This is a genomic window from Micromonospora sp. DT46 (assembly GCF_049841735.1).
Taxonomy (GTDB): Bacteria; Actinomycetota; Actinomycetes; order Mycobacteriales; family Micromonosporaceae; genus Micromonospora; species Micromonospora reichwaldensis.
In genome coordinates, this window is the sequence record NZ_JBNCKW010000007.1 from 508,558 (window position 1) to 530,309 (window position 21,752).

The following is a 21,752-nucleotide window of genomic DNA, read 5'->3' on the forward strand; positions in this document are numbered from 1 at the left end:
CCATGAGCCGCTACGTCGCCCCGCTGGGCTTCACCCTCGCCGCCGTCTGGGTGGCCGTCGTCTTCGTCCTCGCCGGCGGCGCCGCGCACTGACCACCGGCGACGGCACGCACCGACCGTCGGCACGCACCGACCGCCTGCGACGGCGCGGACCGACCGCCGGCACGCACCGACCGCCGCGCCGTCGCCGGCCGTCGGGGCGCGCCCGGCCGCCGGCCACCCCGCACCCGCGCGTCAGAGCATCCGCGAGGACCACAGCAGGTTGAGGGCCCCCGCGCAGAGTGCCAGCAGCAGGGCCACCCCCGCGTACCACTGGGTGACCTCGCGGGGTTCCGTGCGGAACCCGATCGAGCTGCCCATGTCCTGGTAGACCCTCTTCAGCTCGCTCACCGACGCCGCCTCGTAGAAGTAGCCCTCGGTGGCCTCGGCCAGGTCGGCCAGGGCCAGCCGGTCCACCGGCACCCGTTGCAGCTGGCCGCCGATGTCCACCTGCCCGGAGTCGGTGCCGAAGGCGATGGTGGAGACCGGCACGTTCGCCGCCTGCGCCGCGGCGGCCGCCTCCTCCACCGACCGGCCCGAGGTGCGGTACCCGTCGGAGAGCAGCACGATGCGGGCCGGCGGGATCCCCGCCGCGCCGTCGGCCGGCACCGACCGGATCGCCTCCAGGCAGGTGAAGACCGCCTCGCCCGTCGCCGTCGCCTCGGCCAGCACCAGCCCGTCGATCGCGGCGGTCACCGCGTCCCGGTCCTTGCCCGGCGGCACCAGCACGTTCGCCGACTTGGCGAACGAGACCAGCCCCAGGTTGTAGCTCTCCGGCAGCTCGCCGACGAACTGCTTGGCCGCCTCCTGCGCCGCCTCCAGCCGGTTCGGCGCCACGTCGTCGGCCTGCATGGACAGCGACACGTCGATGGCGAGCATCACGGTGGCCCGCTCCAGCGGCTCCCGGGTGTCGACCGACGGCCGGGCCAGCGCGGTCGCCAGCACCAGCAGGCAGAGCAGGAACGCCGTAGCCGGCACGTGCCGCCGCCAGCCCAGCCCCTTCGGCGCCAGGGTGCGCAGCAGGTCCACGTTGGTGAACCGCATCGCGTACGCCCGGCGGTGCAGCTGCCGCCAGACGTAGAGCGCGGCGAGGGCGAGCACCGGCAGCACGGCCAGCAGCCACCACGGTTGCAGAAAGCGGATCATCGTGTCGTCCCCCTGGTGCGCGCGTGCCGCTGCGCGGCCACGAAACGCACCATGTCGAGCAGCCAGTCTCGGTCCGTACGCAGTCGCAGGTGGGCCGCGCCGGCGCCGCGCAGCGCCGCGGAGATCTCCGCCCGCTGGGCGGCCGCCGCCTCGGCGTAGCGGTGGCGCAGCCGCGGGTCGGCGGTCTGCACCTCGTGCAGCTCGCCGGTCTCCGGGTCGACCACCGGCAGCACCCCGACGTCGGGCAGCTCCAGCTCCCGGGGATCGACCACCTCGATCGCCACCACGTCGTGCCGGACGCGCAGCTTACGCAGCGGCCGGGACCACCGCTGCGGCGGGGCGAGGAAGTCGGAGATGACCACCGCCACGCCCCGGCGGCGGGGCGGCCGGTTGAGCATGTCGACAAGCGTGCCCAGGTCGCTGCGCCCGGGGCGGATCTCGGTGCCGGCGATCGCCCGCAGCAGCGCGTGGGCCTCCTTGCGGCCGGAGCGCGCGGGCAGCCGGGTGTAGACGTCCGGGCCGGCGACCGGCGGCGCGGCGCGCCACCGGCGGGCCGGCGCGCTCGTGCCGCCGCCGCTGCCGATCACCGCGCCGATCCGGTTGCCGCCCCGGACGGTCAGGTGGGCCAGCGCCGCCGCGGCGGCCACCACGACGTCGCGCTTGAGCCACCGGCCGGTGCCGAAGTCCAGGCTCGCCGAGAGGTCCACCGCCAGCCACGTCTCCAGCTCCCGGTCGGCCACCGTACGCCGGACGTGCGGCATCGTCGTGCGGGCGGTGACCGGCCAGTCCATCCGGCGTACGTCGTCGCCGGGGCGGTACTCCCGGGACTCCCCCGCCTCGCTGCCCGGCCCGGGCAGCAGGCCGGCGTAGTCGCCCTGGAGCAGGCCGTCGAGCTTGCGGGTGACCATCAGTTGCAGCCGCGACAGGACGGCCTCGGTGCGGTCGGAGGGGACGTCGGCAGGCCGACGGGCGGGTGAGGTCACGGACGCTGCCCGGGCCAACCGGCGCCGGGCGGCGCGGAGGTCGGCATGGGTGCGGGGGTGGCCTGCTGCCGGGGCGCGACCGAGGGCAGCGGGATGGTGGACATCACCCGGTGCACCACGTGGTCGGCGGGCACGTCGTCGGCGAGCGCGTCGTAGCTGAGCACGAGCCGGTGGCGCAGGATGTCCGGCGCGATGTCCTGCACGTCCTGCGGCAGGGCGTAGTCCCGGCCGCGCAGCAGTGCCAGCGCGCGGGTGGCCCGGACCAGGCCGAGCGAGGCGCGCGGGCTCGCGCCGTACTGGATGAGCTGGGCGACGTCCGGCATCCCGTGCTCCGCCGGGGCGCGGGTGGCCAGCACCAGCCGGACCGCGTAGTCGACCAGGGCGTTGTGCACGAAGACCTGGTCCGCCTTGCGTTGCAGGGCGATCAGGTCGGGGGTGGTGAAGACCGGCGCCGGCTGCGGCGGGGCGACCCCCATCCGGTAGACGATCTCCCGCTCCTCGGCGTCGGTCGGGTAACCGACGACGATCTTCATGAGGAAGCGGTCCCGCTGGGCCTCGGGCAGCGGGTAGACCCCCTCCTGCTCGATCGGGTTCTGCGTCGCCATCACCAGGAACGGGTCGGGCACCCGGTGGCTCTCGCCGCCGATGGAGACCTGCCGCTCGCTCATCACCTCCAGCAGCGCCGACTGCACCTTGGCCGGCGCCCGGTTGATCTCGTCGGCGAGCAGGAAGTTGACGAACACCGGGCCCAGTTCGACGTCGAACTTCTCGCTCGACTGCCGGTAGATGCGGGTGCCCATGATGTCGGCGGGCACCAGGTCGGGGGTGAACTGCACCCGGGCGAAGGAGCCGCCGACCACCCTCGCGAGGGTCTCCACCGCGAGGGTCTTCGCGACCCCCGGCACGCCCTCCAGCAGGCAGTGGCCGCGCGCGAGCAGCGCGACGAACATCCGCTCCACCATCCGGTCCTGCCCGACGATCACCCGTTTGATCTCGAACAGCGCCCGCTCGAGCAGGGTCGCGTCCTCGGCCGGCGTGGTCACCGGCTCGGGTGTCTCCGGGCCCGTCCCGTTCGGCGTCGGGGCGTCGGGCGTGGTCGGCTGGGCCACCGGTCCTCCACAGCATGATCGGTTGTCGCGCGGCGTGGTGCGTATCAAGACTCGCATGCCCGGCTGAGTGCCGAGGTGGGGAGAAGCCGATTCTCGCCGCCCCGTCCCCGATGCCGGGTCGTGGGCCCCGCCACGCCGTCGCGCGGTACGGAATCGCCGCTCACGGGTGGACAGGGACCGGCCCGGCGCGTGTACCATTCACCCGTCGCCGGGCGGCTCCCCCCGTGGCCGCCCGGCGCTCAAACTTCCGGTGCCGCCACCGCCCCTAGACTGGTCGGGATGAGCAGCCCCCTTCCCGCCGACGAGCCGCTGGTCTGCTCGTCCCGCGGATGTCGTGCCCCCGCCCACTGGGCGCTGAGGTGGAACAATCCCCGGCTGCACGACACCGACCGGCGCAAGACCTGGCTCGCGTGCACCGCGCACCGCACCACCCTCGGCGAGTTCCTCGACGCCCGTGGCTTCCTCCGGGAGGTCGTACCGGCGCCCGGATCGCCTACGCTCGAAGGGTGAGCGCGCACAACGGATGTCCCCGGTGAACAGTGACGGGTCCGCCGGCCCGCCGCCGGCGCCACCCCTACCGCCGGCGGGCCCCCTGGAGCCGTGGCCGGACACCGTCCGCTGGCAGTCGATCTCGTCCGACCTGATCTGGGTGGAGCTGATCCGCCTGGCGCTGGTGCTGGTCGTCCTCGCCCTCGGGCTGGGCGTCGGCTGGGCGTTCAGCGGCAGCGGCTTCCTCGGCGCGGCACTCGGCGTGGTGCTGCTCTTCGGCGTCCTGCGGGGCGTGACGATCGTCCGCGCCGTACGGGCCTGGGGCTACGCGGAGCGGGAGGACGACCTGCTGGTCCGGCACGGGCTGCTGGTGCGGCGGCTCTCCATCGTGCCGTACTCGCGGATGCAGTTCGTCGACGTCAGCGCGGGGCCGCTGGAGCGCGCGTTCGAGCTCGCCACCGTGCAGTTGCACACGGCCGCCGCGGCGAGCGACGCCCGGGTGCCCGGGCTGCGCCCGGCGGAGGCGTCCCGGCTGCGCGACCGGCTCACCGCGCTGGGCGAGGACCGGGCGGAGGGCCTGTGAGCGACCCGGCCGCCCGGGGCACGGACCACGCCGGCCCGTCCCCGGCGGAGCCGGGCGTCCCACCGGAGCCGACCGGGCCCGGCGCACCGCCGGAGACCGCCGGACCCAGTGCGCCGCCGGAGACCGCCGGTCCCGGTGTGCCGCCGGAGGCGGCATGGCGCGACGCCGGGTCCGGCTTCCCGCCCCCGGCGACCGGGCCCGTCCCGCCGGGCCCGGTCCGGTCTGCCGGGGCGCCCGAGGGCGCCGAGCCGCGGCAGCGGCTGCACCCCCTCAGCCCCGCCCTGCACGGCGCCAAGTCCCTGGTCGTGGTGATCGCCGGCCTGTCGTGGTCGACGCTGTCGCGGGTCGGCTTCGGCTGGTTCGCGCTGATGGCGGTGGTGCTGGCCCTGGGTGCCACCGTGCTGGCCGTGGTGAGCTGGTACTACACCGGCTACCACGTGGTGGGCCGCGAACTGCGGGTGCACGAGGGTCTCCTCTGGCGACGCACCCGGGCGATCCCGCTGGAGCGGCTCCAGGCCGTCGAGGTGGTCCGTCCGCTGCTCGCCCAGCTCACCGGCCTGGCCGAGCTGCGGCTGGAGGTGGTGGGCGGGGGCAAGACGGAGGCGCCGCTGGCCTACCTGAGCGTCGCCGAGGCGACCGCGCTGCGCCAGCGGCTGCTCGCCCTCGCCGGACGGATCGCGGCCGAGCCGGGCGCGCCGCCAGCGGGAGTGGCCGCGGGACCGGCGGGGACCCCGGCACCACCGCCCGGCCGGCCCCTGCACGCCGTGGCCAACAACGACCTGCTGGTCAGCCAGCTGCTGACCCCGCAGGCGTTCATGATCCCGTTCGGCGTCGCGTTCGTGGTGGCGCAGTTCCTCTCCGAGGACTCCTGGTCGTTCGTCGCGGTGGCGAGCACCCTCACCGCCATGGCCGGTGTGCTGCTGCAACCGGTGCGGCGGGTGCTCGACGACTGGAACTTCCGGCTCGCCCGGGACGAGGGCACGCTGCGGATCCGCAACGGCCTGCTGGAGACCCGCGCGCAGACCGTGCCGCTGGACCGGGTGCAGGCCGTCGGGGTGACCTGGCCGCTGCTGTGGCGGGTCAAGGGCTGGCTGCGGCTGCGCCTGGAGGTGGCCGGCTACTCCGCCGGCGAGGCCGACGAGCGCAACCGGCCGGACCGGCTGCTCCCCGTCGGTGACGTGGCGACCGGCGAGGCGATCGTGGCCGAGGTGCTGCCGGGGGTGCGGCTGGCCGCGCTGCCGCTGAGCCCGCCGCCGACCCGGGCCCGCTGGCTCAACCCGCTGAGCCGGGGCGTGCTCGGCGCCGGGCTCGACGACCGGGTCTTCGCCGTCCGCTCCGGCCTGCTCACCCGGCAGTTGGCGCTCGTGCCGTACGCCCGGATCCAGAGCGTGCGGGTCGTGCAGGGGCCGGCGCAGCGGCGGCTGCGGCTGGCGACGGTGCACGCCGACACCGCCGGTGGCGCCGGCGCGGCCGCCCGGGACCGGGACCTCGCCGAGGCGTGGGCCCTGGCGGCGGAGCTGACGGCCCGCTCGCGCGCGGCCCGCCGGGCGGGCTGACCGCGCCCGTCCGCACGCGGGTTGTTCAGCGGGTGGCCGTGACCGGCGGCGGCTCGGCGGCGGCCGGCGGGTCGGTCGGCTCGGCCTCAGCGTCGGGGTCGGGCTCCGCCGGGGACCGCCGGGCCTTGCGGGCCGCCCACCAGCGCTCCGCCAGGCCGACCACCAGGAAGGCCATCCCGACGTACGCCCAGCCGACGAGCACGTCGATGACGTAGTGCTCGCCGCTGTAGACCAGGGTGAACGTCATCGCCAGCGGGTAGGCCAGCAGCAGCGGCCACCAACGGCGGCGGGTCTGCCGCAGGAAGAACAGCACCACGAAGAGCGCGAACGCGGTGTGCAGCGAGGGCATCGCGGCCACCGGGTTGGAGGCGATCTGCCCGGCGTTGAGCAGGTTGCCGGCGCCGTGCATGCCGAACGCCTTCCAGCCGCGCGTGGATATCCGCGCGACCTCCTCCAGCAGCCCGTTCTGCGCCGCCCACCAGGGCGGGGCGGCCGGGTAGAGGAAGTAGGTGACCAGGCCGGTGGCGCACAGGAAGCCCCAGCGGCGCATGAAGGCCGCCCACCGCCCCCGGTCCCGCAGCCAGAGCACCGCCGCGGCGGCCAGCGCCACCACGAAGTGCGAGAAGTAGACCCAGCTGACCGCGACGTCCCACCAGTGCACCTCGGGCCGGTAGAGGTGCTCCTGGAGCCAGGTCGTCGGCACCTGACCGCCCGTCGCCCAGCCGAACATCACCCGGTCGGCGACGATCAGCTCGTACGCGTGCGGGGTGGCACCGTTGTCGGCGAAGCCCCGGGACAGGTTGTAGACGGCGAGCAGCAGCACCACCGGCACCCAGTCCCGCGCGAAGCGCAGATGGCTGCGCCACGGCCGGCTGCTGTTCCAGGCGATCGTCCCCGCCCAGATCCACAGGAACGCGTACGCCGGGTCGGTCGGCAGGCCGATGCCGAGCCAGCCGGCGACGAAGGCGACCCCCCAGAGTGTCATCGCGACCACGCGACGACGCCCGCCGTCGGGTGCGGCGGGTGGCTCGGTCCGGGCGGGGGGCTGGGGGTCGGTCGCGACAGACATCGCGGTCAAGGTTAGCGGCGCGGGCGGCATCGCCCCACGCCGACCACCCGGCCGCGCCGTCCTTCCGGGCGCGGCGGGACCGGCAGGCGCGGCAGACCGGTACGGCGGGCGCGGCGGGACCGGCAGGCGCAGCGGGACCGGCGCGGAACCGGCGGCCCGGTGCGCCGGTGCCCGCGTCGCCCAGGGGCGGTGTGCGCCGGTGGGGGCGACCGACGCGCACGCGCCGCCGCCCGCCGCCCGCCTCGTCTAGGCTTTGGCCATGCAGGAGCAGCCGGAGCCCGCGCTGACCCCGGGCCTCACCGCCCGGGTGGAGCTGACCGTCGCCGACACCGACACCGCCCAGGCGGTCGGCTCCGGAGACGTGCCCGTCCTGGGCACGCCCCGGGTGCTCGCCCTCGCCGAGGCCGCCACGGTGGCGGCCACCGCCGCCCGGATGCCCGGCGGGTCGACCACCGTCGGCACCCGGGTCGAGCTCGACCACCGGGCGGCCACCCCGGTGGGGCGCACGGTGGTGGCGCAGGCCCGACTGACCGCGGTCGAGGGGCGGCGGCTGTACTTCGAGGTCAGCGTCAGCGACGGCGACGAGACGGTCGCCGAGGGCCGGGTGGAGCGGGTGCTGGTCGACCGGCAGCGCTTCGTGGAACGCGCCGCGCGGTCGTCGTGACCGCCCGCTTCACGCGGGTCGCCGACGGGGTGCACGTGCTGCGCGAGCCGCTGCTGCACGTCAACGTCACGCTCGTCGTCGGCGACGGGGCCGCGCTGCTGGTCGACACGCTCTCCACCGCCGGGCAGGCCGCCGAGCTGGCCGCCGCCGCCCGGGCGGTCACCCCCCATCCGTGGACGCTGGTGAACACCCACCACCACTTCGACCACTGCTTCGGCAACGCGACCCTCGCCGCCGACCCGCCCCGCCCGGTGTACGCCCACGAGCTGGCCGCCGAGGCGATGCGCGAGCCGGACCGGCTGCGCCGGGAGGCGTACGCGGAACTGCGCGACGCGCACCCCACGCTGGCCGCGGAGGTGGCCGGGACGGAGCTGCTGGCGCCGACGCACACCGTGCACGGCGAGACCGTGCTCGACGTGGGCGGCCGGCGGGTGGTGCTGCGCCATCCCGGTCGCGGGCACACCGCCGGTGACCTGGTGGTGCACGTGCCGGACGTCGACGTGCTGGTCGCCGGGGACCTGGTGGAGCAGAGCGGCCCGCCGGCCTTCGAGGAGTCGTACCCGTTGCAGTGGCCCGACACGGTGGCGGAGCTGCTGCGGATGACCACCCCGGCCACAGTGGTCGTGCCGGGGCACGGCGAGCCGGTCGACGCGGCGTTCGTACGCGCGCAGCACGCCCAGCTCGTCGAGCTGGCCTGGCTCATCCGCGCCGGGCACACCGGCGGCGCCCCGCCGGAGCGCGTCGCCGCCGAGGCGCCCTTCGGGGCCCGTCCCGCCCTGTACGCCGCCCGCCGCGGCTACGCCGAACTCGACGGCACCGCCTGACGGCGACCGCCTCGCGTCACCTGCGGCTGCTCTCCGTGGTCAACGGCTGGCCGGCACCCGAGAGCCTGGCGCCGGCCCTCGACTGGTCCGTCCGGGCCCTGCGGGCCCGCACGCCGGCCTAGCGGGCGAAGCGGGCGTGGACCTCCGCGCGGTTGGGCATGGCGGTCGCGCCGCCGGGTGACTCGCAGACCAGGCCGGCGACCCGCAGCGCGAACGCCACCCGCTCGTGCCAGCCCGCCGGATCGGCGGGTTCGCCGCCGGCCAGCAGCTCCGCGACGAGGGCGCCCATCACCGAGTCGCCCGCGCCGGTGGCGTCCACCGCGGCGACCTTCGGCGCGGGTACGCGTACCGGATCGGCGCCGGCGGCGGCGACCACCGCGCCGGCCGCGCCGAGGGTGACCACCACGGTGCCCGCGCCGAGTTCCCGCAGGTACGCCGCCACGCCCTCCTCGGGTTCGCCCGGGTAGAGCAGCTTCGCGTCGGCGGCGCTCAGCTTGACCAGGTGGGCGCTGGCGGCGAACTCGGCCACCACCTCGCGCAGCCCGGCCAGCGCGGCCGGCCCGTCGAGCAGCCTGGGACGGACGTTGGGGTCGAAGACCCGCAGCCCGGACGCCAGCGCCCAGGCCCGGCGCGCGGCGGCCAGCGCCGGCGGCTGGAGCAGCACGATCGATCCGCAGTAGAGGACGTCGGCGCCCGCCACCAGGCCGGCGTCGAGGTCGTCGGGGCCGAGCAGGCCGTAGGAGGGCGGCTCGCCGTAGAACCGGAAGTCGGGCTCCGGGCCGGCGAAGGTGGCCACCGCCAGCGCGGTCGGGGCGGCGACGGTGACCGCCCCGGCCAGGCCGACGCCCGCGCCGGTCAGGAAGTCGCGGATCCGCCCGGCCAGGACGTCGTCGCCGAGCGACCCGACGAGCTGCACCGCGCCGCCGAGCCGGGCGACGGCGACCGCCACGTTCAGCGGCCCGCCGCCGACGGCCTGCCGGTAGACCGGCTCGCCGTCACGCTCGGTGTCGAGCAGGTCGACCAGTGCCTCGCCGAGCACCACCGCGTACCCCATTGGTGTCCTCCGTCCACGCCGCGCGCCGACCGATCTTGTCGCACCAGGCTGGCACAGTACGCGCCATGACGAGCGCCGAAGCCACCGTATCGGCCTACTGGACGGCCTTGGAGGCGCGGGACTGGGACGCCGTCGCCGGGCTGCTCGCCGACGACGTTGTCTACCACCTGCCGCAGACCCGCGAGCGGATCGTGGGCCGGGAGTCTTTCCTGCGCTTCAACCAGGAGTACCCCGACGGCTGGCACCTCACGGTGAACCGGCTGGTCGCCTCGGGCCGGCGCGCCGCCACCTGGATCACCTGCGCCTACCGGGGCGAGGAGCTTGCCGCCACGAGCTTCTTCGACCTCGACGACGCCGGTCTCGTCCGCGAGATCACCGAGTTCTGGCCGGCGGCCTACGAGCCGCCGCCCGGCCGCGAACACCTCGCTGACCGCTACTGACACATCGAGCAACGGCTATTGCGCCTCGTCACCGTCCCGTGGTGGGATGGCGCTTGCCGGGCGGTTGCGGGGGCTGCCGCGCCGCCGGCGCCGGGTTCACATCCACGCGAGGGCATCGGCCCGCGAGTCGGGCCGCCGACGGCGCACGTACGCCGGCCATCCGCGCCGGGGCACGTCCGCCGCGACCGTCTTGCCCGCGCCGCAGCGGGGCGGCCCGTGCCGCCACCCCGCGCGCGTTGCCCGTGGGACTCCCCCGTCCCACGAGTGAGGAGAACCCCCGTGTCCCACCGATCGCGTATGGCCGCGTTGCTCACCGCGGCCGCCACCCTTCTCGCGGGCGCCGTCGTCCTGACGGCGGGGCCCGACCCCGCCGCCGCGCACGGCACCCCGATGGCCCCCGGCAGCCGCACCTTCCTCTGCTGGAAGGACGGCCTCTCGTCCACGGGCGAGATCAAGCCGAACAACCCGGCGTGCTCCGCCGCCGTGGCGCAGAGCGGGGCCAACTCGCTCTACAACTGGTTCAGCGTGCTGCGCTCCGACGCCGCCGGCCGGACCGTCGGCTTCATCCCGGACGGCAAGCTGTGCAGCGGCGGCAATCCGGGCTTCGCCGGCTACGACCTGGCCCGCACCGACTGGCCGCTGACCCACCTGACGGCCGGGGCGCGGATGGAGTTCCGCTACAGCAACTGGGCCCACCACCCCGGCACGTTCTACTTCTACGTCACGAAGGACAGCTGGAGCCCGGGCCGGCCGCTGGCGTGGAGCGACCTGGAGGAGCCGTTCCTGACGGTGACCAACCCGCCGCAGCGCGGCTCGAGCGGCACCAACGACGGGCACTACTACTTCAGCGGCAACCTGCCCACCAACAAGAGCGGCCGGCACCTCATCTACTCGCGCTGGGTGCGCTCCGACAGCCAGGAGAACTTCTTCGGCTGCTCGGACGTCACCTTCGACGGGGGCAACGGCGAGGTCACCGGCGTCGGCCCGGGCGGCACGCCGCCGCCCAACCCGACCACGCCCCCGCCCAACCCGACGACCCCGCCGCCCAACCCGACCACGCCCCCGCCGAACCCGACCACGCCCCCGCCGCACGGCGGGGACTGCATGCCGATCTTCAAGGTGGTCGGCACCTGGAACGGCGGCTTCCAGGGCGAGGTAACGATCATGAACCACAGCTCGTCGACCTGGTCGGGCTGGACGGCCAACTGGACGTGGCCCAGCGGGCAGACCATCAACAGCCTCTGGAGCGGCACGCTGAGCGGATCCGGTTCGTCGGTCACCGTGACCAACGCGCCCTACAACGGCACGATAGCCCCGGAGGGCACCACGACCTTCGGCTTCGTCGCCACCACCAACGGCACCAACACCCTGCCCACGGTCACCTGCTCCGGCCGCTGAGCCCCAACCCCGACCCTGCGCCCAGGTTCGGACCCCTGAAGTGATCAAGAGGTTTGCGTCCCCGGGAACGACTCCGGGGACGCAAACCTCTTGGTCGACACCGTGGCCGCCGGCCAGGCGCGGGGCCCGGGTTGCAGTGGCCGGGTCAGCGGACCATGGAGCCGACCACGGGCTTGGTGAGCAGGGCGGACTGGTTGCGCTGGATGCCCGGGTCGAGGGTCTTGGCGACGAAGATGGCGTGCCAGATGCAGAAGATGAGCACCGTCCACACCTTGCGGGAGTGGTCGGCCTCCTCCCGCTTGTGCTCCTCCAGCAGCCGCATCGCGTACGACAGGTCGAGCAGGTCGCCGGCGCCGGAGGTGGACAGCACGTGCCGGGCCCACTCGTACATCTCGCCGCGCAGCCAGACCCGGGTGGGGGTCGGGAAGCCGAGCTTCTTGCGGTTGACGATGGCCGGCGGCACCACGCCCTGCAACGCCTGGCGCATCGCGTACTTGGTGGCGTCGGAGCGGGGCGGGAGCTTGAGGTCCACCGGGATCCTGGACGCCACGTCGAACACCGCCCGGTCCAGGAAGGGCACCCGCACCTCCAGCGAGTGCGCCATCGAGATCCGGTCGGCCTTGACCAGGATGTCGCCGCGCAGCCACGTGTAGAGGTCGACGTACTGCATCTTGGTGACGTCGTCGAGCTCGGTGCACTCGGCGTAGATGGGCGCGGTGACGTCGGTGTAGCGGACCGAGGGGTCGTAGCGGCGCAGCAGGTGCTGCTTCTCCTCCTCGGTGAACATCCGGGCGTTGCCGTAGTAGCGCTGCTCGATCGGGGTGGTGCCGCGCTCCAGGAAGCTCTTGCCCTTCACGCCCTGCGGGATGGCCTTGGAGACCGCCCGCAGCCCCTTCTGCACCCCGTCGGGCAGCCCGTTGACCGAGCTCAACGACAGCGGCTCGCGGTAGATGGTGTAGCCGCCGAAGAACTCGTCGGCGCCCTCGCCGGAGAGCACCACGGTGACGTGCTCGGCGGCCTTCTTCGCCACGAAGTAGAGGGGCACCAGGGCCGGGTCGGCCACCGGGTCGTCCAGGTGCCAGACGATCTTCGGCAGCGCCTCGATCATGTCGTACGGCCCGATCTTGGTCGGGATGGTCGTCACGTCGAGGTGGCGGGCCGAGTCCTGGGCGACGTCGATCTCCGAGTAGCCCGGAACGTCGTAGCCGACGGTGAAGGTCAGGATGTTCGGGTTGAACTCCCGGGCCAGGGCGACCACCGCGGTCGAGTCGATGCCGCTGGAGAGGAACGAGCCGACCGGCACGTCGGAGCGCATGTGCATCCGGACGCTCTCCCGCAGCGTCTCCCGGATCTCGTGGTAGAGCCGCTGCTCGTCGTCGACCGGGGTGGGCCGGAACACCGGCCGGTACCACCGGCGCACGTCGATCCGCCCGCCCGGGGTCCAGGTCAGGTATTCACCCGAGCCGATCCGGCTGATGCCCTTGTGCAGGGTGCCGGGCTCGGGCACGTACTGCAGGGTCAGGTAGTGGCTGAGGTTGGCCGTGTCGATGCCGGCGTCGCCCTGGTAGTTGGAGTGCGCGAAGGGCAGCAGCGCCTTCTTCTCCGAGGCCAGGTAGAGGCCGTCGGCGGTCTCCAGGTAGTGCAGCGGCTTGATGCCGAAGTAGTCCCGGCCGCCGAACGCGCGGCGCTCCTGCCGGTCCCAGATGACGAAGGCGAACATGCCGCGCAGCCGGGTGAGCACCTGCTCGCCCCAGTAGTGGAAACCGGCGACGATCACCTCGCCGTCACCGGCGGTGGCGAACTGCGCGCCGAAGCTCCGGATCAGCTCCTCGCGCAGCTCGATGTAGTTGTAGATCTCACCGTTGAAGGTGAGCAGGTAGCGCCCGTTCGCGTAGGACAGGGGCTCTTGGCTGGAGGCCACGTCGATGATCGCCAACCGCTTGTGCGCGAACACCCCGTCCGCGTACCGGCCGGAGGCGTCGCCGACCACCTCGACACCGGTCTCGTCCGGTCCGCGGTGGTGCAGGCATTCCAACGCCCCGGCGATGTTGTCGCGGTGGGCGGCGGCGTCGCCGCGCGCGCTGAAGAAGGCCAGGAGTCCGCACATGGTCGCCATCTTTCCACGCGGCCCGAGCGGGCGTCGCAGCACCGCTGGGCTCCACGCCGCGAGGCTGCCCGGCCCGCGCGTCGCACGCGTTCCGGGTCGCTGCCGACCGGATGCGCCTGCGGGAGGCTGTCGAGCTGATGTCGTAGACGACTCGGGCAACCCCCGATGTCGCGAACGACTCAGCTCGACAGCGTCGTGCGACCGACTCGCCCACCGCCCGGCTCGCCGGCCACCGCCTGTCCCGGCGCGATCCGGCCGCCGCGCTGCGCGGTAGCGTCTGACCTGCAACGATGCGGAGACGGAGGGGGCGGAGCATGACCGAGGGACGTACCGACAGCAGGCCGGCGGACGGCACCGGGTCGCACGACCCGGACTTCCCCGAGGCGTTCCTGGCGTTCATGCGGCAGGGCTGGCGGGACACCACCCTGCCGGTCGGCCCGCGGCCCGAGGTGCCGAACCACGCCAGGCGCCGGGCCGCGCTCTCGGCGGCCTTCCCGGGCGAGACCCTGGTGATTCCCACCGGCGGCGAGAAGGTACGTGCCAACGACACCGACCATCCCTTCCGGCCGGGCAGCGACTTCGTCTACCTCACCGGCGACCACGACCCGGACGGGGTGCTCGTGCTGCGGCCGAACGGGTCGGGCCACGACGCCACCCTCTACATGCGGCCCCGGTCGTCGCGGCGGACCGACGAGTTCTTCCGCAGCCGGCACGGTGAGCTGTGGGTCGGTCGGCGGCACACCCTGGCCGAGAAGTCGGCCGAGCTGGGTCTGCCCACGGCGGACCTGACCGAGCTGGACGCGACGCTGGCCGACCTGGCGCCGGGGCGTACCCGGGTGCTGCGCGGCTTCGACGCACGGGTGGACACGGCCGTGCGCCCGTACGACGGCCACCGCGCCGAGGGCCAGCCGGCCCGCGACCGGGAGCTGGCGATCGCCATCTCGGAGCTGAAGCTGGTCAAGGACGAGTGGGAGATCGCCCAGCTCCAGGACGCGGTCGACGCCACCGTCCGGGGATTCGAGGACGTGGCCCGGGCGCTGCCGGCGGACCGGGGCGTGTCGGAGCGCCTGCTGGAGGGGATCTTTGCGCTGCGCGCCCGGCACGACGGCAACGACGTCGGCTACGGCTCGATCGTCGGCGCGGGCGAGCACGCCACGATCCTGCACTGGGTGCACAACCACGGCGCCACCCGGCCGGGCGAGCTGCTGCTGATGGACATGGGCGTGGAGAACCGCAACCTCTACACCGCCGACGTCACGCGGGTGCTGCCGGTCGACGGCCGGTTCACCCCGCTCCAGCGCCAGGTCTACGACGCCGTGCACGCCGCGCAGCAGGCCGGCATCGACGCCATCCGCCCCGGCGTGGCGTTCCGGGAGGTCCACCTGGCGTCGATGCGGGTGCTCGCCCAGGCGCTGTCCGACCTGGGCCTGCTGCCGGTGGGCGTCGACGAGGCCATGGACGGGCGGTCGACGGTCTACCGGCGCTGGACGCTGCACGGCACCAGCCACATGCTCGGCATCGACGTGCACGACTGCGCGAACGCCCGCAAGGAGAAGTACCGGGACGGCACGCTGGGCGAGGGCTACGTGCTCACCGTCGAGCCCGGGCTCTACTTCCAGCCGGAGGACGAGCTGGTTCCCGAGGAACTGCGCGGGATCGGCATCCGGATCGAGGACGACATCCTGGTCACCGCGACCGGCGCGGTGAACCTCTCCGCCGGGCTGCCGCGCGCCGCCGACGAGGTGGAGACCTGGCTGGCCGAGCAGCGCGAGGCGGGTCCGCGCCTGCCGGACTGACCGCGCCCCGCATCCTCGCCGCAGCCCGGCGCGACCCACGTCGCGGCCGGGCTGTTCGCCGTCCGGCCCCGGGCGGCGCCGTTGTCGCCGCGCGGAGCTGGCGTCGGAATCCGCCCGTATATCGCCCGAAAAGCGCAGGTCTTTCACTTTCATCCTCATCGTGAAGACATCTCACTTATGTTGTCACTGAACCTGTCTAACCGATTCAGGGCTGGTTACGCCTCCTACGGCGGTACGTGCCCGTTGGATACGAAAGATGTGGGTGAGAGCACATGTCAACCAATCAGTCCGAAGCAACCGGGGCTGGGCATCCGAGCGGGCGTCGCCGGAAGCGGCGCGTCCTGTGGGTCGCCACCGGCGTGGCCGGCCTGACCGGCGCGGTCGGCCTGGCGGCCACGGGGGTGGTCACGCTGCCGGGCGCATCCGCGACGGGCAGCCTCGGGAACGTGGTCGACCGGCAGCTCACCGAGGCTGCCGCGCAGGCTACAGCCCCCCTCGGCCCGGACGACAGGGTCGACGCCGCAGCCGCCGGCATGAATCCCGGCGGACAGGACCCCACAGCGAGCGGCAAGGGGCCGGACGAGCAGGGACGCAACGACAAGGAGCAGGACGTCACGGACGTGCCCTGCGACACCGACGAACTGATCGTCGAACTCAACCGGGTGAACGCCGGTCACGGAGGGACGCTCAAGCTCGCGCGCGACTGCACGTACCTGCTGACGCTGAGCCGGGAGGGGAACGGCCTGCCGGAGATCGTCCGACCGGTCACGATCAAGGGCGAGAACGCCACCGTCCTCCGCGCCACGAACGCCGCCGCCTTCCGGATCTTCAACGTGGGGGTCGGCGGCGACCTGACCCTGCACGACCTCACGGTCAAGGGCGGGTTCGCCCAGCCCGGGCTGGGCGGCGGTGGCCTCCTGGTGCAGGCGGGCGGCAGGGCGACCATCTTCGACAGCCGCATCACCGGAAACCAGAGCAGCAGCGCCGGCGGTGGCGTCACGAACTTCGGCGTCACCCGGATCCTGTCCACGCACGCCACCGGCCCGGACGGCAAGGGTAAGGAGCACGCCGACGGAGAGAAGGACGCGGCCGGCACGGGGCACGACGACACCACCCCGGGCGACCTCAGCGGCACGGACGGGACAGCCCCGTCGACCGACAGCCGCACCGCCCCGAGCACCGGCGCCGAAGCCCCCGTCGTGCCCACGGATCCCGCGGGCACGGACACGAAGGCTCCCGCCGGCCCGGACACCAAGGCCCCCGCCGGCCTGGACACCGACGGCACCGACACCAAGACCCCCGGCGGCCTCAACACCGACGGCACCGGCACCAAGGCCCCTGCCGGCCTGGACGCCGACGGCACCGGCACCGGCACCGGCACCGGCACCAAGGCTCCCGCCGGCCTGGACGCCGACGGCACCGACACCAAAGCCCCGGCCGGCCTGGACGCCGACGGCAAGGCGGTCGCCGGGGACGGGACCACGGCGGGGGCCGCTGGCGGCGCCTCGGCCGCCCGGGACGCGGGCAGCCCCGGCCGGGACAACGAGAAGGACGACAGGGGCGACGACCGCGAGGACGGCGGGCACGGCAGCGAGGTCACCGACAACACCGCCGTGGGCAGCGGCGGCGGGATCCGCAATGTCGGCCAGCTCTTCCTCGAGGGCGTCCGGGTGAGCCACAACCAGAGCGGCGACACCGGCGGCGGACTGGAGAACGTCGCCTCCGCCGTCGTCACCGACAGCACGATCTCGCACAACATCGCCGAGGGCTCGGGCGGCGGCATCCAGAGCGGCGGCAACCCCAACGTCGCCACGACCGTCAAGCGCAGCCACGTGTTCGGCAACCAGAGCGGTGCGAGCGGCGGCGGCATCCGCAACGCGGGGACGATGTACGTGCAGCACAGCACCGTCCATGGCAACACCGCCGACGGCGACGGTGGCGGCATCGCCAACCTCGCCGCGGTCTTCGGCGGACTGTCGATCTCGAACAGCAAGGTCAACGAGAACGTGACCCGGGGCAACGGCGGCGGTATCGCCAACGACAGCGGCCAGGTGGTCATCTTCCACAGCGAGGTCGACCGGAACCGGGTCGCCGTGGACCTGCAGGTCGCGGGTGGGGTCTACAACCAGGGCGGAAGGATCTCCGTGATCAGGTCACGGATCACGGAGAACTCGTCGCTCCTCGCGCCGGGAGGCGTCTCCTCGGACAACGACGGAGTCACCGTCGACGACGAGACGGTGATCATCCGGAACAAGCCCACGAACTGCGAGGGCAGCCCGACCCCTGTTCCGAACTGCTTCGGCTGAGCGGGCGGACAGTCGGCGCTGCGCAGCGCGTTCCGGCGCCGCCCGGGAAGGGCCGTCACGACGACCTGCCCCGGGCCGGCGCCGGAACTTCGCGTACGGCCTGGTCCTGGTGGTGGCCGGGCCGCACCGGAACCTCACGCGCGGGCCCCTCTTGGTGGCGCCGGTCGCCGGTCAGCTGGGCGGGGGCCTTCGCTGAGGCAATCGCCGAGCCGGCGAGCGCCGGTCGACTCTCCTGCGGGTGTTTGTGCTGCTCAGGTGGTGTCCCTGCCCGGTAGCGGCCCGCTGCGGAGCGACAGCCGACGTGAGGCGAATGTGTGGATTACTCGGATAACGCACCATCGCGAGAATCGTTCTCATACGGTGATTCACGGAGGCTGCAACCCATTTGTGGCTGATCGCGCCGTCTTGCGTGGTGCGGTCCCCGTGAGAGCAGGAAAGGGCGGAAGGCTCTGATGTCCGATGACGTAACGAGACCTGACGGTGGCCCGCCCGTGGGCACACCGATGCGAGGGCGGCGCAAACTCTGGCTGGCTGCCGGGGTGGCCGGACTGACCGGCGTCGTCGGCCTGGCGGCGCTGGGCGGCCTGGCCGCCCGCGACGACAAGTCCGGCGACTCCGAGCGACTCTCCGACGCCCAGGCGTCGGCCCCGAAGCAGAACGTCAGCGACGCCGGCAGGGCCGACGACGCTGGCAAGGCCGACGACGAGGCCGACGGCAACCCCGCCGCCGAGGGCGGGAACGCCTGGTCGGGTGGCGACTGGAGCGGCGACAAGGACCGCGGAAACGACGGTCGGGTGACGGAGGTGCCCTGCGACACCGACAAGCTGATCCAGGCGATCATCCACGCCAACCGGACCGACGGCGCGACGCTGAAACTCGCCAGGCACTGCACGTACGAGCTGACGCGCAGCGAGTACGGCAACGGCCTGCCCGTGATCAAGGAGTCGATCGTCCTCAAGGGCGAGGGCACCGCGATCGTCAGGGCGGCCGAGGCCGAGCGCTTCCGGATCCTGAACGTCGGTAGCGGCGGTCACCTGACGCTGAAGGACGTGACCGTCAAGGGCGGGCAGACCGTCGCCGCGAAGACCGTCCCGGCACCGGTCAGTTCGTTCGGGCGCACGAAGCCGACAGAGGCTGCGGCAGCCGCGGCGGAACCGGCCCGTGGACCGGCGATGGCGGCGCCCAAGGGCCCGGCCACCGCCGCCTCCGAACTGCCGGCCGCTCCGACGGCTCGTTCCGGCGGGGCAGCGACGGCCCGGCCGGACGGCACCGCGACGGCCGCGCCCACCGGCGCCGACGGAGCGGGCATCCTGGTCCAGCGGGGCGGTCGTGCCGACCTCGAGCACAGCAGGATCGTGCAGAACCACGCCGGCTGGAACGGCGGCGGCATCGCCAACTTCGGCACCACCAACCTGCGCCACACCTCGGTCGAGGAGAACAGCGCCAGCGGCTTCGGTGGCGGCATCTTCACCGTCGGGGTGCTGCGGGTCGAGGAGTCCAAGGTGTCGAAGAACAGCGCCCGGCTGGGCGGCGGCGGCATCGCCAACGGCACGACCCCGAACGGCACGACGGTGGGCGGCGGCACCGTCTGGGTGTGGAAGAGCACCATCAGCCACAACCGGACCTCGTCCATCGGCGGTGGCGTCTTCGACAACAGGGGCGACATCGTGCTCACGCAGAGCGAGATCACGGACAACACCGCCGGCACGGACGGGGGCGGGCTGGTCACCTTCAGCGACGGCAGGCTGTCCCTGGAGAAGGTCGTGGTCGCCAGGAACTACGCGGACGGAGAGGCCGGCGGCGTCGGCGTCGGCGGAGGCAGCAACGCCGTGATCGAGCACAGCGTGATCAAGGAGAACGTCGCCGCAGGCGGGGGCGGCGGGGGTCTGTACAACGACGGGGGCGACGTCACGCTGCGGGACAGCGAGGTGCTGGGCAACCAGGCGGTCGGCGAGTACGGGGTGGGCGGCGGCATCCTGAACGACTTCGGCCGGACGAGGCTGATCAGCACGAAGGTGGTCCACAACGTCGCCACCGCGCCGCCGGGTGGCATCTTCACCAACAACGACGGCGTCCTGATCGACCGGAAGTCCGCCGTGAAGGACAACCGGCCGACGAACTGCAAGGGCAGCACGGTCATCCCCGACCGCTGCTTCGCCTGAACATCCGAGAGCGACACCACATAGAGAGAGGGCTCCTCCAGAGCCGCCCCGGCGGCCGGAGGAGCCCTCTCACCTCCCGGCCCCTCGTGGCCGTTCTTCCGCCGAACGGGCCGTTCCGCGCCGGGAGCACCTGTTCTCCTGCGGACTCCCCTACCGACGTCGCTGCGGTGGATCGGCCGGCACGGACCGTCCGCACCGGCCAGGGGCACCCCGGACCTAATGCGGGCTTCTTTCGCATATGCCCGCGAGGCGAGGAAGATTCTCATATTGTCTAGTTCGGGAGCTACAACCGATTTGTAGCAGGGGACGCTCGCCTGTGGCGCTGCGACCCTGTCTGGTACGAGGAGAGGGCAGAGAGCTCCGATGTCCAACTACCTAACGAACAACGACTCCGAGCGGCCGGCGGCGCCCAAGCGTCGCCGCAAGCTCTGGCTCGCCAGTGGTGTGGCCGGGTTGACCGGCGTGGTCAGCCTCGCCGCGGTGGGCGTGGCCACCGGCGCCGGCGCGGTAGGTGCGGACGGCCTGAAGTGGGCCACCGCCCAGGTCAGCATGGACGGCGACCAGGACGCGGACCGCGAGAAGGAAGGCCGCGAGGGCGAGGAGGGCCGCGAAGGCGGAGAAGGCCGGGATCGGGACCACAAGGACCGGGACCACAAGGATCGCGGAAAGGAGGTGCCCTGCGACTCCGACAAGCTGATCCAGGCGATCGTGCACGCCAACGCCAACCACGGCGGCGTGTTCGAGCTGGCCAAGGACTGCACGTACACCTTGACCCGGCACGACTACTACGGCAACGGCCTGCCGGTGATCGAGCAGCCCATCACGCTCAAGGGCCACGACACCAAGATCGTGCGGGACGCCACCGCCGAGCAGTTCCGCATCTTCAACGTCGGCAGCGGCGGCCACCTCACCCTCAAGGGCCTGACCATCAAGAACGGCCAGACCCTCGAGCGGAAGCTGGCGGAGCCGGTCTCGGCGGAGACGGTGTGGTCGCGCTACTCGAACTCGGTCGAGGCCACCGAGGCGGCCAAGGCCGGCAAGCCGTACCTGCCGTTGCTCCAGGCCGAGCCGAAGGGTGCCGCGGCGGCGAAGGCTGCTGCGGCGAAGGCCGCGGCGGCCAAGGCCGGCGCCGCCGTGCTGGAGGAGCCGGAGGCCAACGACGGCGGCGGCATCCTGGTGCAGCCGGGCGGCTCCGCCGACATCGAGAAGAGCCACATCGTCGAGAACCAGGCCGGCGGCAGCGGCGGCGGCATCGCCAACTTCGGCAAGACCAGCCTGCGCCACACCACGGTCGCCGACAACACCGCCTTCTTCTTCGGCGGCGGCATCCTGAACGCCGGGGTGCTCAAGGTCGAGGAGTCCCACGTCAAGTACAACAAGGCCGGGATCGGCGGCGGCGGCATCGCCAACGGCGCCCCGGGCATCTTCCGCGACGACGTCGACGGCGGAACCGTCTGGATCGACAAGACCGACATCAGCAACAACCACACGATCGGCTTCGGCGGTGGCCTGCTCGACATCGAGGGCAACACCACCATCAAGTACTCCAGGATCCTCGACAACACCGCGCTGATCGCGGGCGGCGGCATCGCCGCGGCGGACGACAGCCAGCTGCACCTGCACAAGGTGACGATCGCCAAGAACACCACCGCCGGTGTCGGCGGCGGCCTGGCCCTGGCCTTCGGCGCCCACGTCACGGCGGAGAAGACCGAGGTCAAGGAGAACTTCGCCGCCTTCTTCGGCGGCGGCGTGTTCAACCTCGCCAGCGAGGTCACGTTCCGCGACAGCGAGATCGTCGGGAACCAGGCCGTCGGGCCGATCGGCATCGGCGGCGGCATCTTCAACGTCTTCGGCCGGGTCAACCTGCACGACACTAAGGTGGCGGACAACGTCTCCAGGTTCCGGCCGGGCGGGGTGTTCAACTTCGGCGGCGAGGTGAACGTGGACGACAAGTCCGCGATCAAGGGCAACAAGCCGACGAACTGCCTGGGCAGCCCCTCCCCCGTGGAGAACTGCTTCGGCTGATCG

General features: G+C 73.2%; 17 protein-coding genes. 11 read left to right on the forward strand and 6 right to left on the reverse strand.

Translation table 11 applies throughout. From position 1 onward, the window contains the following. Positions 1-233 precede the first annotated feature (233 nt). From ACLQ20_RS22080 to ACLQ20_RS22090, 3 genes are read right to left on the reverse strand one after another with little or no spacing between them, the layout of a single operon-like run. Positions 234-1,184 carry a VWA domain-containing protein gene (locus ACLQ20_RS22080; protein ID WP_425857541.1) on the reverse strand — a complete coding sequence of 317 codons (951 nt, stop codon included), beginning with the start codon at positions 1,182-1,184 and terminating at the stop codon, positions 234-236. Continuing rightward, on the reverse strand, positions 1,181-2,185 hold the full coding sequence (locus tag ACLQ20_RS22085; RefSeq protein ID WP_132238734.1) for a DUF58 domain-containing protein: 1,005 nt from the start codon (positions 2,183-2,185) through the stop codon (positions 1,181-1,183). The genes ACLQ20_RS22080 and ACLQ20_RS22085 overlap by 4 nt, the downstream gene beginning before the upstream one ends. Next, complete coding sequence (locus ACLQ20_RS22090) at positions 2,164-3,276, reverse strand: AAA family ATPase (RefSeq protein ID WP_132238733.1); 1,113 nt, start codon at positions 3,274-3,276, stop codon at positions 2,164-2,166. Before ACLQ20_RS22090 ends, ACLQ20_RS22085 begins: the two co-directional genes overlap by 22 nt. A gap of 279 nt (positions 3,277-3,555) precedes the next feature. Here ACLQ20_RS22090 and ACLQ20_RS22095 point away from each other — a divergent pair, with 279 nt between their 5' ends. From ACLQ20_RS22095 to ACLQ20_RS22105, 3 genes are read left to right on the forward strand one after another with little or no spacing between them, the layout of a single operon-like run. Further along, positions 3,556-3,786 carry a hypothetical protein gene (locus ACLQ20_RS22095; RefSeq protein WP_425857543.1) on the forward strand — a complete coding sequence of 77 codons (231 nt, stop codon included), beginning with the start codon at positions 3,556-3,558 and terminating at the stop codon, positions 3,784-3,786. Between the two features lie 13 nt (positions 3,787-3,799). Continuing rightward, complete coding sequence (locus ACLQ20_RS22100) at positions 3,800-4,348, forward strand: PH domain-containing protein (protein WP_327029017.1); 549 nt, start codon at positions 3,800-3,802, stop codon at positions 4,346-4,348. Further along, on the forward strand, positions 4,345-5,904 hold the full coding sequence (locus tag ACLQ20_RS22105) for a PH domain-containing protein (protein ID WP_425857546.1): 1,560 nt from the start codon (positions 4,345-4,347) through the stop codon (positions 5,902-5,904). Before ACLQ20_RS22100 ends, ACLQ20_RS22105 begins: the two co-directional genes overlap by 4 nt. 25 nt (positions 5,905-5,929) lie before the next feature. On the opposite strand, the gene ACLQ20_RS22110 is transcribed toward ACLQ20_RS22105, so the two are convergent. Then, a complete protein-coding gene (locus tag ACLQ20_RS22110) occupies positions 5,930-6,973 on the reverse strand; it encodes a phosphatase PAP2 family protein (RefSeq protein ID WP_425857548.1) in 1,044 nt (347 codons plus the stop codon). Positions 6,974-7,232: 259 nt separating this feature from the next. On the opposite strand from ACLQ20_RS22110, the gene ACLQ20_RS22115 reads away from it, so the two are divergent. Next, positions 7,233-7,637, forward strand: coding sequence for a thioesterase family protein (locus ACLQ20_RS22115; protein ID WP_151457646.1), 405 nt, complete (start codon positions 7,233-7,235; stop codon positions 7,635-7,637). After that, the gene (locus ACLQ20_RS22120; protein ID WP_151457647.1) at positions 7,634-8,461 is read left to right on the forward strand and encodes an MBL fold metallo-hydrolase; all 828 of its coding nucleotides are present in this window, start codon (positions 7,634-7,636) and stop codon (positions 8,459-8,461) included. The genes ACLQ20_RS22115 and ACLQ20_RS22120 overlap by 4 nt, the downstream gene beginning before the upstream one ends. A 118-nt stretch (positions 8,462-8,579) precedes the next feature. Here ACLQ20_RS22120 and ACLQ20_RS22125 read toward each other — a convergent pair whose 3' ends face one another. Then, positions 8,580-9,515: a PfkB family carbohydrate kinase gene (locus tag ACLQ20_RS22125; protein WP_425857550.1), complete on the reverse strand. Its 936-nt coding sequence runs from the start codon at positions 9,513-9,515 to the stop codon at positions 8,580-8,582. A 65-nt stretch (positions 9,516-9,580) separates the two neighbouring features. On the opposite strand from ACLQ20_RS22125, the gene ACLQ20_RS22130 reads away from it, so the two are divergent. Continuing rightward, positions 9,581-9,955 (forward strand): nuclear transport factor 2 family protein, encoded by a 375-nt coding sequence (locus ACLQ20_RS22130; RefSeq protein ID WP_151457649.1) that lies wholly within the window; start codon positions 9,581-9,583, stop codon positions 9,953-9,955. 279 nt (positions 9,956-10,234) lie between these two features. Next, on the forward strand, positions 10,235-11,353 hold the full coding sequence (locus ACLQ20_RS22135; protein WP_327029020.1) for a lytic polysaccharide monooxygenase: 1,119 nt from the start codon (positions 10,235-10,237) through the stop codon (positions 11,351-11,353). Between the two features lie 145 nt (positions 11,354-11,498). Here ACLQ20_RS22135 and asnB read toward each other — a convergent pair whose 3' ends face one another. Continuing rightward, positions 11,499-13,460 (reverse strand): asparagine synthase (glutamine-hydrolyzing), encoded by a 1,962-nt coding sequence (gene asnB / locus ACLQ20_RS22140; RefSeq protein WP_151455284.1) that lies wholly within the window; start codon positions 13,458-13,460, stop codon positions 11,499-11,501. A 314-nt stretch (positions 13,461-13,774) separates the two neighbouring features. Here asnB and ACLQ20_RS22145 point away from each other — a divergent pair, with 314 nt between their 5' ends. From ACLQ20_RS22145 to ACLQ20_RS22160, 4 genes are all read left to right on the forward strand, one after another. Further along, positions 13,775-15,256, forward strand: a complete 1,482-nt coding sequence (locus ACLQ20_RS22145; protein ID WP_151455283.1) for an aminopeptidase P family protein — start codon at positions 13,775-13,777, stop codon at positions 15,254-15,256. Between the two features lie 272 nt (positions 15,257-15,528). Continuing rightward, on the forward strand, positions 15,529-17,562 hold the full coding sequence (locus ACLQ20_RS22150) for a hypothetical protein (protein ID WP_425857553.1): 2,034 nt from the start codon (positions 15,529-15,531) through the stop codon (positions 17,560-17,562). A 452-nt stretch (positions 17,563-18,014) separates the two neighbouring features. Then, a complete protein-coding gene (locus ACLQ20_RS22155; protein WP_425857554.1) occupies positions 18,015-19,724 on the forward strand; it encodes a right-handed parallel beta-helix repeat-containing protein in 1,710 nt (569 codons plus the stop codon). 363 nt (positions 19,725-20,087) lie between these two features. Beyond that, entirely contained in the window at positions 20,088-21,749 is a 1,662-nt protein-coding gene (locus tag ACLQ20_RS22160) for a right-handed parallel beta-helix repeat-containing protein (protein ID WP_425857555.1), read from the forward strand. The last annotated feature ends 3 nt before the right edge of the window (positions 21,750-21,752 follow it).